8 protein-coding genes and 1 tRNA gene are annotated in these 13915 nt (G+C 41.0%); 7 read left to right on the top strand and 2 right to left on the bottom strand.

The features are described from left to right. The first annotated feature begins 179 nt into the window (after window positions 1-179). The 4 genes from MmiHf6_RS06605 (at window position 180) to MmiHf6_RS06590 (ending at window position 5659) form a co-directional block, all read left to right on the top strand. Window positions 180-1160, top strand: a complete 981-nt coding sequence (locus MmiHf6_RS06605; RefSeq protein ID WP_316557005.1) for a beta-ribofuranosylaminobenzene 5'-phosphate synthase — start codon at window positions 180-182, stop codon at window positions 1158-1160. Continuing rightward, on the top strand, window positions 1153-2310 hold the full coding sequence (locus tag MmiHf6_RS06600; RefSeq protein WP_316557004.1) for an NOP5/NOP56 family protein: 1158 nt from the start codon (window positions 1153-1155) through the stop codon (window positions 2308-2310). The genes MmiHf6_RS06605 and MmiHf6_RS06600 overlap by 8 nt, the downstream gene beginning before the upstream one ends. Further along, entirely contained in the window at window positions 2310-3014 is a 705-nt protein-coding gene (locus MmiHf6_RS06595; RefSeq protein ID WP_316557003.1) for a fibrillarin-like rRNA/tRNA 2'-O-methyltransferase, read from the top strand. Before MmiHf6_RS06600 ends, MmiHf6_RS06595 begins: the two co-directional genes overlap by 1 nt. Window positions 3015-3295: 281 nt before the next feature. Continuing rightward, window positions 3296-5659, top strand: a complete 2364-nt coding sequence (locus MmiHf6_RS06590; RefSeq protein WP_316557002.1) for a right-handed parallel beta-helix repeat-containing protein — start codon at window positions 3296-3298, stop codon at window positions 5657-5659. Between the two features lie 197 nt (window positions 5660-5856). Here MmiHf6_RS06590 and MmiHf6_RS06585 read toward each other — a convergent pair whose 3' ends face one another. Beyond that, a complete protein-coding gene (locus MmiHf6_RS06585; RefSeq protein WP_316557001.1) occupies window positions 5857-6093 on the bottom strand; it encodes a hypothetical protein in 237 nt (78 codons plus the stop codon). A 214-nt stretch (window positions 6094-6307) separates the two neighbouring features. Further along, window positions 6308-6763: a Zn-ribbon domain-containing protein gene (locus MmiHf6_RS06580; RefSeq protein ID WP_316557000.1), complete on the bottom strand. Its 456-nt coding sequence runs from the start codon at window positions 6761-6763 to the stop codon at window positions 6308-6310. Between the two features lie 524 nt (window positions 6764-7287). On the opposite strand from MmiHf6_RS06580, the gene MmiHf6_RS06575 reads away from it, so the two are divergent. From MmiHf6_RS06575 to MmiHf6_RS06565, 3 genes are all read left to right on the top strand, one after another. Further along, window positions 7288-10044, top strand: coding sequence for a right-handed parallel beta-helix repeat-containing protein (locus MmiHf6_RS06575; RefSeq protein ID WP_316556999.1), 2757 nt, complete (start codon window positions 7288-7290; stop codon window positions 10042-10044). Window positions 10045-10340: 296 nt separating this feature from the next. Continuing rightward, complete coding sequence (locus MmiHf6_RS06570) at window positions 10341-13181, top strand: right-handed parallel beta-helix repeat-containing protein (protein ID WP_316556998.1); 2841 nt, start codon at window positions 10341-10343, stop codon at window positions 13179-13181. Window positions 13182-13524: 343 nt separating this feature from the next. After that, window positions 13525-13599, top strand: a tRNA-Met gene (locus MmiHf6_RS06565). Window positions 13600-13915: the final 316 nt, after the last annotated feature.

Here is a 13915-nt window from a genome sequence, read left to right as displayed (position 1 = left end):
TGAAGAATATTGAAAAAACCTGAAAAAGATCTGAAAAAGATCTGAAAAAAATTTGAAAAAAATTTGAAATGAAAAAATGAACATTCTTTTTCTGCCGCTTTGCAAACGAATAGCTTTAATTATTTGAGTTCTTTTTTTGGTTACATTTATAAATCAACTCACCGTTATTTACGAATTCTATGTTTGAAATAAAAACGCCTTCCCGCATTCATATGGGCTTGATTGATATGAACGGCGGCCTCGGCAGGCTTGACGGCAGCGTCGGCCTGGCACTCGCAGAAGGCGGCATCTCGCTTCGCGCCAAGCCGGCAGATTCCGTTATCGTGACCGTACGGTCCGAAGACGGCAGCGTTCGCCCGTGCGAGCCGAATTTCGCGGCGCAGATTGCAGGCATCGCAGCGGCAGTCCTGCCCGAAAATGCAGGAATTGAATTCGAATTTTTATCTCCCGTCCGCCAGCACGTCGGTCTCGGGTCGGGAACGCAGATCGCATTGTCAACAGCGATGGCGGTCAACGACATTTACGGGCTGAACAAAAGCGTCAAAGAACTCGCGCAAATCACCCGCCGCGGCGGAACTTCAGGCATCGGCGTTCTCGCGTTTGAACACGGCGGTTTTCTCGTCGACTCCGGTCACAAAATGGCTGACAAGAACGGCTTTTTACCCTCTTCGCGCAGCACGGCGCCGCCGGCAGATTTGCTGCTTCGCATGGATTTTCCCGATTGGGACGTCGTTGTCGCGATTCCGCCCAAAGTCGGAATCAACGGCGAAGAGGAAAAACAGTTTTTCCAAAGCGTTTGCCCGGTTCCGATGGAAGAAGTCCGCGAAACGTCTCATATTATTCTGATGCAGATGCTTCCGTCCATTTTGGAACAGGATATCGTCGGGCTCGGAAACGCGGTCAACAGTTTGCAGAAACTCGGTTTCAAAAAGCACGAAGTTGCCGTTCAGCCGCCCGAAATCAAATCCGTTATTGATTTCATGCTTAAAAGCGGTCTTCACGGCGCCGGAATCAGTTCATTCGGTCCGGCAGTTTACGGTTTTTCAGAAGATCGAAAACAATCGAATGAAATCAAATCCGTTCTTTTGGAAAAAATGCCCGAAGGCAGCGAAGTTTTGGTGACGAAAGCAAACAATAAAGGAGCGGAATATCATGTCTGATGCCGGAAAAAAATCGGGAATCTTTGAAACGTGGTTTGGAACCGTTTCTTACAACAACGATGATGACGGCAATTTTTCTTTATCGGAAAAACCATTGATTTCAACTTCTTCGGAATTATCGGACAGACTTATTACAATCGTTTCTTCTCAAAATCCTTCTTCTCAAGTTTCTTCTCAAAATTCTCAACTTTCTCCTTCCAAATTTACTCAAAATATTCGCTCTGTTTCTTCTCTTAAATCTGTTTTTCAAAATGAAAAACAAAAATTAAATTACAGAGAAATGGCAAAAGAAGCGGGACTTGCGGAATCCGATTCCGAATACATCTCTTCTCTTCGCGAAATCACTATTCAAACCACGCGCAAACAGCTTTCCGCTTCCATGACGGAAGATAAAAAAGTAATGCAAGCGGTTGAAGCGCTGGATGATTTGAATGAAACGATCAATCATTTAACGGAACGGCTGACCGAATGGTACAGCGCTTATTATCCCGAATTGGATTTACCCGGCGAAGCTTATGTTCGTTTCGTATCGGAAATTCCTGAATCAGCTTCTCAATCTCAAATGGGTGCGCCGGCCGCTCATGAAGATTTGATTCTTCTTCAATCGTTTGCCGACGACATTCTTTCTCTTTACGAACGAAAAGCCGCCGTTGAATCTTTTATTGAAATGAAAATGAAAGAAACGGCGCCGAATTTGTCTCAAATCGCGGGCGTTGTTTTGGGCGCCCGTCTTCTCAGCATGGCCGGCGGCCTGAAGAATCTGGCGGCGATGCCGTCGGGAAGCATTCAGGTCATGGGCGCGGAAAAAGCGATGGTCAAGCATCTGCGTTCAAACGCGCCGTCGCCCAAGCACGGAATCATTTTCAGCCACCCCGCTTTAAACACAGCTCCTTTCCGCCTGCGCGGCAAGATCGCCCGCTCGTTTGCAGCCGCAGTCAGCCTCGCCGCGCGAACAGACTTTTATTCCGGCAGCCTGAATCCGAAAATCGAATCGGATTTGAATGATAAAATCAATCGGCTGAAACAAAACGCTCAAAATCAAAACGCTCAGAATCAAAATCAACCCCAAAGTCAATCTCAAAATTCATCTCAAAATCAATTTCATAATCAATCTCAAAGCCAATCTCAAAATCAAAAGGAGGCAGATTAATGGCCGACTTTTTAAAACCTTATTCTGACGGCGTTTATGAAGGGCGTATGCGCGGCAAATTCCAGCTTTATACGAAAAGCGCCGCGCCGAATTTTTCGGTTTACGGCGAAAAAATCATGAAAGACGATGACGGCACAGAATATCGTTCATGGGACCCGAAGCGCAGCAAACTCGGCGCGCTTTATCAAAAAAAGCTGAAAATCCCTTTGACCACGGATTCCCGCGTTCTTTATCTCGGTGCCGCTTCCGGGACAACCGTCAGTCATGTTTCCGACATTTTAGCAGAAGGCGGCGGCGTTGTTTACGCGGTTGAATTTTCGGAGCGCCCGATGCGTGATTTGGTCATGCTCGCCGAAAAAAGAAACAATATTATTCCGATTTTTTCAGACGCGTCACGTCCCGAATTGTATGTTCCGATCGTTGAGCCCGTTGACGTCATTTTCCAGGATGTCGCTCAAGCGAATCAGGCGGAAATCGCCTGCAAAAACGCGGCTTATTTCCTCAAAGACGGCGGTCATTTGATTTTATCCATTAAAGCAAGAAGCGTCGATGTCGCGAAAAATCCGAAAAAAGTTTTCGCGGAAGAAATCAAGATTCTTGAGAAGAATGACAACGCTTCATTTAAAATTTTGAAAACGGCAGATTTGGCGCCGTTTCATGTCGATCATATGGGCGTGATCGCGGTTAAGAATTCGAAAGAATAATTTCTTTCTTTATCTTTTTGAATTTATATTTTATTTTTTTATCTACCTATTGTTTTTTATATTTATTCTCTATAATTGTTATTTCAAACAACAAATTTGTTTATACAATTTTGTTTGGTTTATAAATTATAGGAGATGAAGTATGAATATTAAGAATAATATGTTCGTTCAGCCTCTTTCAGAAAACACGTCGCACGATGCCGTTTTTATGAATGAGGGGGGGGGGGGGTGCCCGTTTTAACAAACGGTGTGTATTTTATTCCCGATATATATTTGTCTTTTTGACATTTTTTGCAATTCTTTTTCTGTTCCTTGGAACAGCTTCAGCCACAGAATTTTATGCAACTGACGAAACAACTTTAAAAGATGCATTTTCAAGTGCGATTAACGGGGACATCATCGTTGTTCAAAACGATATTACTTTGGCGGCGACAAATATTCCTTTTTCTAATTCTGGTACAATTATCGTTCGTTCTGTTGACGATACGAAAAAAACGATCTACGGAAACGGAACAACCGCTGTAAATTTCAATAATCATTTTCAGCATTTTGTACTCAACGAAGTCAACAACAATGATACACATTTAATTTTTGAAAATATTGTTTTGGACGGCAACGGGGGAACCGGCGGTTTTAAAATTATGGGAAAAACCCAATCACCCTATAATAATGCTAATAATATTACAGTTGAAGGCGTTCAAATCAAAAACAGTACAACTTCAGGAATTTTTCTTACGGATGCGGACACAGCCAGTTTGGATAATATTATCGTTGAAGAATGCAAAAGTAACGGAGTTTATATTTTGCGTTGTTCAGGGGTTGTTATTTCTGACAGCATAATTCAAAACAATGTCGCCTCAACTCGCGGCGGTGGTCTTAATATTACTTCTGATGATGTAGGTGCCGTTTCAGTTGAAGTTCGGGGCCATACTTTAATCAAAAATAATACAGCACCTCAAGGCGCAGGCATCTCATTATCGGGCAGTTTGAATGCAAATCCTGCAAAAACAGCTGAATTAGTTCTTTCCGAGGATGTTGTTATTACAGAAAATATGGCTACGGGTTCGCAAGGAGTCGGCGGCGGTATTAATGCCACTTCTAATTCGACTTTGACAATTTCAGGAAATGTTGAAATATCACAAAACGAAGCCGGATATGGCGGCGGAATTTCTGCAAGTGAGACCGTTTTAAAAGTTTCCGGCAATTCAAAAATAATTGATAACAAAGCTTTCGTCGGTTCGACTTCATTACTCGCAGCAGCAGCCGGCGGTGGTATTTATGCTCAGACATATTCTGAAGTAAAAATATTCGGAAACGCAGTCGTGAATAATAATACGGCTGACAGTGATACTATAACAAGCATCAGCGGCGGTGCCATACGCGCCGGCAGTTCAAATGTTTTAATTGACATTTACGATGATGCAGAAATTGCCGACAACATTGCGAGATATGGTGGTGCTGTTTATACAGGCGGTAATCTGAATATATCCGGCAATGCTTCGGTTCACTCTAATAAAGCAACAACAGGAGGGGCTATTTATTCGGGCGGTAACCTCAGTATTTTCGGTAACTCCTCTGTTCATTCCAATGCGGCTGATTATGGCGGCGGTATTTACGCGACATCGGCAAACAAAGATTTCAAACTTTATGACTCTGCTTCAGTCAGCAACAACACAGCGGATTATTCCGGCGGAGGCATTTATATGAGCAACACTCGTGGGAATTTGGATCTGAAAAATAACGTTACCTTTTCCAAAAATTCAGCCCTTGATGCCCACTCCGTTGCTGACGGGTTTGGCGGCGCTCTTTGTGTTCTCAATCCTTCTTCCCTTATAACAATTTCAGGGTCGAATGCCGATGATTGTGTTGAATTCAGCTTGAACAAGGCGATTAATGATGGCGGCGCAATTTGGGTCACGGATGTTTCTCAAATTTCAAACACCGGCGGTCAAAAATTGCTTTTCATATTGAATAGTGCTGAAACCGGTTACAAATGGGATACCGGAAGCGGGAGTCTGACCCCGACTCTTTTGACAGCAGCCTCTGTTTATTTATCACAAATGCCTAATGTCACGTCCACTGTGCCTTTTACAAATGCTTACAACAATTATGATATAGCGTTTTTAGAAGGTGAAGAATCAGCTGTTTCAAGAAACATTACTATTGACTATTATGTCGATTCGGTTGATGCAGTCAACTTAACCGGAACAGAATCGTTCGGTTTTTATTCAGGTGAACAAATCACCTTGACAGTTTTAGAAACAGCGTTTGGAGCCAATTGGATGAACTTGTATAAACCCGTTGATTACAGTGACGGAAAATTACAGCAAATATTGCCGTTTACGTTAAATGCTGACACGATTTTGGATGTTCTTTATACGAAAGGAAACAACGGAAATAACAGTAGTGGCGGAAATGGCACAGGAAACGCTACAATTAAAGACCTTGTTAATACAAGCGATAGTAGTGACAGCAACGAAAGCGGAGGAATGGGCGGTACCGAAGATAGCGGTTTTGAAGAGGATACTCCTGAAGAGCCTGTTCAAGAAAAAAAATGCAGCTGGCTTTGGATTATTCTGCTGTTAATCTTAATCGCAATTGTCTGTTACTTGTACAGACGTTACAAAGAACGAAAAGATGAATAAAAACAAGATTTGCATCATTGAATTCAATGATGCTTTTAATTTTTTTTAAACTATATATGAGCCAATAAATATAATTTTGGAAACGGCAAGTTTAGAACCGTTTCATGTCAATCATATGGGCGTGATCGCGGTTAAAAATTCGAGAAGTTGAGAACTTATTTATGTAAAATCAAATAAAAATTAAGTAAAAATATAAATTAAATTTCTTTAATATAATTTAAAAGCAAATTTTTCAATACCAATCCGATCGGCGCTAATTCTTCTTCATTTGCCAAAACATATTCCGACCATAAGAATTGTATCTGTTCTTCAATTTCAATTTTTGCTTTTTCCAAATCCCTATTAAATGAAAAAATATCAAAAATATCATTTTGGATAATGTATATATCGTCTTCAAGAGTCACTTCAAAAGGTATTTCTTTTTTGACTTTCAAATTTGTTTCAATAATAAAATCGTTCTCTTTTTTGGAATATCTCAATTCATTCGAATTCATATTTTCTTAAAGGAAATGATTCTATATCATTCTGTTTAAATTTTCATAGAATGTAAATAATTCAAATGAATATCATTTTATTATTTTGAAAAATGAAACCAAAAAATTGCTGATTGCCGTTAATGAAAAAATGAAAAAGTAAATTAAATCAGTTTTATTTTTTCTTCTTTTTCGCGGTTTTTCCCGATTGCTGAAGAATCATCGGCAAATCAATCGCGTATTGCCCTTCTTCTTTAATACCGACGACGATTTCCTCTTTTTCCATAATCGAACCCAAATTCAGCTCGTAAGAGCCGGCGTCTAAAATACGAATTGAATCGACACGGTCAGGATTCAATTCCTTTTTCTTGACATCATCGGAATCCAAAGCGCGGTCAATATCTTCAAGCATACTGTCAATGGATTTTCCCTGTTCCTCTGCAATGCGTTCTTCGATATCCCAATTCGACGCCGTCGACTGTTCGTATTCGATTATGTTTTCCGGAACGGTTCTTATTTCCTCCGCTTTCACGTAAAGAAATTTATTCCATCGGCATTCCGGACAGCCTGTCAGAATAACGGAATCCCCGTCTTCAAAAACAGCGCCGCATTTTGTACATCTGTGTGGCATTGATTCACCTGAAATAAAGATAATCTGAATTGAAATGATTTTGAAATGAATTGAATAAAGTGAAAATTTTCGTGTATCACTAATACACTTCATTACAATATTTAAAGATTTATTCGGAATCTGTTCAATTCCATTCTATTCAAATTTATTCATATTTTAAACAGTTTTTACAATTTTTTGATTTTTTTGAAATTTCTTTTTCAATCGGGTCGTTCAAAAATATAGTTTTCATTAAAAATATATATTTGAATACATTAATATGTATGTCGGACATATCTACATATTTGATTTCGAAATATTTCAAAATATTAAAAGATTTCAAAATAACAAAAATAATCTCTCAAAAATAATCTCTCAAAAATAATCTCTCAAAAATAATCTCTCAAAAATAATCTCAAAAATAATCTCTCAAAAATAATCTCTCAAAAATAATCTCAAAAATATCTAAAAACAATTTCAAAAACAATTTCAAAAACAATTCTTACAAAAAACCAAAAACAAATCCTTGACCGGGATTGATTAATATGTACACACAAAAAATGAAAACGGTTTTTTTAGTTCTTTTCGTTTTAGCGGCTGTTTCTGTATTTGCAGGAACGGCATCTGCTGAAACGATTCCGGTTTCAGCCGGTACGGAATTCCGCGCAGCCATTGATCAAATTAACAACAACAGTGACGCGGATAATACAATTCTTCTGACAACTGATATCGAAATTGAAGACGCGCTTTTTACGGCTGAAGATTATGATGCGGCTGATTACGGCACAAATTTAAATGAAAAAGTAATCGGCATCAATTATTCAAAGACGGGGACATTGACAATTCAATCCGATTCATCCGGCTCTTACAAAATTCATTCGACATGCACGAAACCGAATTATTATCCGTTTTTAAATGTCAGCGGAAATAATATCACGATCGTTGCCGAAAATGTTTCTTTTGACGGCATCGGAATGAATTTGAAAAAAATCACTGATGTGCAAATCAATGATATTCGGATTTATAATTGCAATAATTCGGGAATGCGCATCGACTCTTCCGAGAATTTGACGCTTTTGAATGTTTCGATCACCGAATGCAGAAACGATGTCGGCGGAGGACTTCATATCTGGTACAGTGATAATATGACCATTCGGGACTGTAATATTTCAAACAACGCTGCCATCGGAGTCGGCAGCAGTGACCCGCGTCCCGGATCGGCCGCCCCGCAGCCGCTCGGCGGAGGCATTCATATTTTGGAATCAACCGTGGACATCTGCGGCGAGACAACCATTTGCGGCAATATTGTTGACGGCTACGGCGGCATACCAAACGGCGCCGGCATCGAAGCTGACCGAACCTATCTTAAAATTTACAATGAAGCAAATATTTCAAACAACAAAGTTCTTGCAGCAGGCAGCGCAACAAATGCAGTCGGCGGCGGTATTGCTATGAAATTGGCCGAATTTGAAAACATGGACAGAGTCGGCGGATTGGAAATCTTTGACAGTGTTACAATTTCAGAAAATTACGCTATGCAGGGCAGCGGCATTTATATCACAAACGAAGACGGCGAAAATTATATTTGCAACATTTCCGGATACGTTAAAATCGCAAACAATACGGCGGAAGCAACAGAAGTGCTCAGATCGAACAGCGGATCCAACGCCAACGGTGCCGGTATTTTCACATTTTCATTTCTCAATCTTTCAGATAACGTTTTGATTTCGGGAAATAAAGCAACAGATATTTCTTCAAATCCTGCGGCAACTTCGGGCGGCGGCATTGGTGCTCAGGCGCCTGTCTCTATTTCTGATGATGTTATCATTACAAAAAATGCAGCGGGTTCAGGCGCAGGAATGTTTTCATTTGATGCCGTTATGCTCTCAAATAATATTTCAATTGATCAAAATCATGCGAATTCACGCGGCGGCGGTTTATATTTGGACGGCTATTCCGGAAACAAATCAGTCATTTCCGGACAGGTGATGATTCAGAATAATACGGCTGATGAAGAAGGCGGCGGTATTTTTGGAACGCGGGCAGTTCAGATGGAACTTTCAGACAGTGTTTCGGTTTCAGACAATGCAGCTCCTGAAGGCGGCGGCATATATCTGAGACACGGTTCTTCCGCTGCGATTTCGGACAATGTTCTGATTGAAAATAATACCGCTGACAAAAGAAGCGGATTCGGCGGCGGTATATTTGTACTTAATCATTCAATTGCTGATATTTCCGGAAATGCGGTTATTCGTCATAATACGGCAAAAGCATATGCCGGCGGAATTTTTGCAGTTCTTGGAGAAGTTCACATTTCGGATAATGTTTTAATTTCAGAAAATGAAGCAACTGACGGCGGCGGTATTTTCGTGCAGCAGGGCTCTCTTGTAACACTTTCAAACAACACGACAATTGAAAAAAATTATGCAAACCTTGACAGCGGATTCGGCGGCGGCTTGTTTTTAATGGATTCAAATGCTGTGATTTTCGGTGCCCGTGACGAATCTGTTACATTTTCTCAAAATACGGCCGCGGACAGCGGGGGAGCCGTCTATATTTACATTTTAGATGATTCTGATTCTGAGCTGGATAAATATAAATCATTTGTAAAAGCAACGGATGAGTCCAATCTTGTTTTCTCAGATAACTTTGCTTCTGTCGGATATTTGTGGAATTCAACCGATCAAAGTTTGTCAAAATCTGAAAATTATGTTTTGAACAATCTTCCTGAAATGAAAAATACGACATTTACAAAACCGTTTACGAATGCTTACAATAATTACGATATTGTTTTTTCAACAGGAGATCCGGTCTATCCTTTGTTTGTTGAAATTCAGTATTATACGGATTCGGTGAATTCATCTAATCTTGTCGGCGCGGAAGGTTTCAATTTCTACAGCGGCATGGCATTGACGGAGTCTCTGATTGTCTCGGAATTGGGAGCAGATTGGATCAATTTGTACCAAGAGGATGGGTATAAATCCGGCGCGCTTCAGGAAACTTTACCGATGACGCTTTCGGGCGACACTGTCTTAACAGTTCTTTATGTTCAGAATGAAAGCGGCGGCAATCCCGGCGGCAATCCCGACGGCGGAAACGGCACCGGAAACGCAACAGTTATTGACCCGAAACCTCCCTCTCCCGGTCCCGAGACATCCGTTCCTCCGGGGGACGGCGGCAGCGGCAGCAGAAATCCCGGTCCCGAAGCAAAGCCGATTATTGTCGTTTTGCTGTTTATGGTTTCAGTTGCCTGTTTTGCTTACGTCGGAAAATCGGAATATGAAAACGAATATAGAAGTTGATTCTTCGGAATCATTTTTTTTCTTTTTTCATATTTTTAATTTTTAAATGTGATCCTCTTCTTGATTATTTTTTAAAACTTGTGCGGCTCGCGCGCGAGCAGCAGTTTAAATTTGTTTTCTTCGCCGCGCTCCAAAATCATTTAGTTTATGCATTTGGTCTAAAATATATATTTTTAACACATTTTGTATATTTTTAAGAAAGTTTATATATTTCGCAGCCTTATTCTTTAATGTCTGATTCTCTGTTTCGACTCTCATCCGCCTCGGAATTCAGAAACAGATTCGGAGGGATGGATATGCATCTCAGAAAAACAAATACAAAAACAAATACAAAAACAGTTCTCTTAATTTCTATTTCAGTTCTTTTTATTCTGTTGCTGACAGGAGCTGCGTCGGCCGAAACAATTACGGTAACGAGCGGTCAACAATTTTTGGAAGCCGTTGAACAAATCAACAGCAACAGTGAATCGGATAATACAATCATTATTTTGAATGACATTGAACTCACAGAATCTCAGTTCAGTCTTCAGAGTTCGGCTTACCCTTCGATTACGGGAATCAATTATACAGCTTCGGGGAATCTAAAAATTCAATCCGATTCTTCCGTTTCACGCCGGGTTTATTCGAATTTTACAGATACGCTCAATCATCCGTTTTTCAATATTTCGGGAAACGACACGACCGTTGAATTTGAAAATGTTATTTTTGACAAATTCGGAATTTCCGCAGGCGGTCTGCGCGGCTCTCCCGTTGTGGCGCATGATATTATTTTGAAAAACGCTCAAGTCATCAACAGTGATTATTCGGGCATTCAAGTTTTTAATACTGCCAACATGACGCTTGAAAATGTTTCCGTTTCCGGCTGCAGTTACGATCAGGGCGGCGGCATTTCTTTAATAAATTGTGAAAATCTCATCATTCGTGACTGTAATGTCAGCAATAATAAAGCGTGGTATTCGACCGACAATCATTATGATAGTATTACCGGCGGCGGCATTTACATGTATAATTCATCAGTAGATATCTGCGGCGATACAGTCATTTCTGACAATGTTGTTGAAGACACAGGCGATAACAGACCCAAAGGCGGCGGCATTGATGCGGATGAATCTCATCTTAAAATCTATGATAATGTCGTCATTTCCAATAATTCTGTCAACGGCGCGTATTTGGCTGTCGGCGGCGGTATTTTTGCAAATTTGACTCAATATAAATTCGAATCTTATACGATGACCACGAGTTTGGAAATTTACGGAAACGTTACCATCTCAGACAACAAAGCGTTGACAGGCGGCGGCATTCATGTCAATAAGGCATCCGATTCGCACAGCTTAGGCGTTTTTAATATTTCGGGCGACGTTCAAATCATTGATAATATCGCTGAAAAATCGAGTACGGCATTGATAAAGAACACTTCTTACGGCGGCGGCGTTTACACGCATGTGCCTGTCAATATTTCGGGAAATGTTTTAATTCAAAATAATAAAGCGACTGACTTGTCGTCATCTCCGGAGCTGACAACCGGCGGCGGCGTTTTCTCGCAGGGCGATGCCGTTATCTCTGACAATGTCCGCATTCTTGATAATGAAGCCGATTACGGCGGCGGTGTTTGTACGTTTTCACCCATTGTGGTTGAAGATAAGGTTTTGATTTCCGGCAATCACGGTTACGTCGGCGGCGGTCTTTATTTGATGAATACGTCTTACATTCGCGATAATGTAACAGTTTCCGAAAACGATGCTGACTTTGCAGGCGGCGGCATCTATTTCAGCAAGATGATCGGAGAAATTTCGGACAACGTCGTCATCAGCAATAATACGGCAGGAAGCTACCCCAATTCATCTTCTGTCGGCGGCGGCGGTATTTTTGTTAACAATTCGACTATAACGATTTCAGGAAACACTCTCATCAGTGACAACACCGCTCAAAACGGCGGCGGTTTGTTTGGTCGGTACAGTAATTCTATAATCACTCTTTCCAACAACACGACGTTTGAAAATAACACAGCAAACGAATCGGTCGGATACGGCGGTGCCATTATGATATTCAGCGGTTCTAAAATTGTTGTTTCAGGCGATTCCGGTCAAACCGTTTCGTTCTTAAAAAACAGTGCATACGCTGACGGCGGCGCAGTTTATCTGGGTGATCTCTATCAGTATGGTTCCGCCCGGGATGTTTCCGCCTACGCTTTGTTTGCGAAAACAACGGATGACTCAAATCTTGTATTTTCGGAAAATACGGCTCAGAACGGCTGTCTTTGGAATTTGACTGATCCGGATTCGAATTTGACGGCAGAGATGAAATACATCAGAGACAATCTTCCGCTTTTGAATAATACGACGGTGACTCAGCCGTTTTCAAACGCGTACAATGATTTTGATATTGTTTTCTACGGCGGAGAAATCATATCTCCTGCCTTGGTGACAATTCAATATTATTATGATGAAATCAGCGGAACGCCTGCCGCGAATGAAACATTTGATTCATACACCGGCGCGGAAATTACGGCAGATACCATCGCATCCGAACTCGGAAACGATTGGCTGAATTTCTACCGCAAGACCGATTATAAATCCGGCGCGCTTCAGGAAACTTTACCGATGACGCTTTCGGGCGACACTGTCTTAACAGTTCTTTATGTCAAAGACGTCCCTGTCACGGTAACAGTCAATTATTACGATGATAATGTCAGCGGAACGCCTGTAAATACGGAGTCTTTTGATTCTTTTGAAGGAACAGAATTGACGGCAGATATGATCGCATCCGAACTCGGAAACGATTGGCTGAATCTTTACCGCAAGACCGATTATAAATCCGGCGCGCTTCAGGAAACTTTGCCGTTGACGCTTTCGGGCGACACTGTCTTAACAGTTCTTTATGTTCAGAATGAAAGCGGCGGCAATCCCGGCGGCGGCGGAAACGGCACCGGAAACGCAACAGTTATTGACCCGAAACCTCCCTCTGCCGGTCCCGAAACATCCGTTCCTCCGGGGGACGGCGGCAGCGGCGGCGGAATTGATACAGCTCCCGTACAGCCGGTCATTGTCATCTTGCTGTTTATGATTGCAGTCGCCTGCTTTGCATATACGCTTTGGGAGGAGCGCGAAATTGAGCAAGAGATCATGTATACGGCTTAAATTCATTTTCAAATCATTCGATTGAAAGCGAATTGAAATTAAAATCGTTGAATTGAACTCATACGAATTGAAATCATATGAAATGAAATGATTGAAATGAAATGATTGAAATGAAATTGAATTAAAGTTAAAATAAATTGAAATGAAAGAATTCGCTGACTTGAATTGAATCAAAACGGAAAATGTCAAAAAAATTGTTTGATGATTTCCGTTTTTTTTCAATTTTCTTCTTTCTTCGGTTCATTTTTGCATTAACTATAAATAAAAGAAATCGTTTTTTAACCTGCTTTCATAAAAAGCCGATTCATTCGGGTCGGCATAATAAAATAATTTGTTTTCAAGAAGCGAGGTGGGGTAGCCAGGAGATCCCGACGGGCTCATAACCCGTAGACCGATGGTTCGAATCCATCCCTCGCTACTGATCTTTTCTGTTGATTTTTTGTCGCGTTGAATTTTATTTTTGTTTGATTTTTGTTTAATTCTTTTGTTCGTTTTCGTTTGATTTTTGTTTAATTCTTTTGTTCGTTTTCGTTTGATTTTTGTTTGATTTTTTGAAAAACCAATCGTCGTTTTTTCTTATTTTGTTAAAGATGACGCTTTTGCGCGCGCCGGCGACAGCAGTTATCAGTTGTCGGCTTCCTGTTAAGTGTAATAGTCTGCAACTGTCTTTTGCAGACAGCAGCAACAGTCAAACAAACACCTCCCTCCCGCTGCAGACAAACACCTCCCTCCTG

This window comes from Methanimicrococcus hongohii (assembly GCF_032594095.1).
Lineage (GTDB): Archaea > Halobacteriota > Methanosarcinia > Methanosarcinales > Methanosarcinaceae > Methanimicrococcus > Methanimicrococcus hongohii.
This window is presented reverse-complemented; position numbering and strand designations above follow the sequence as displayed.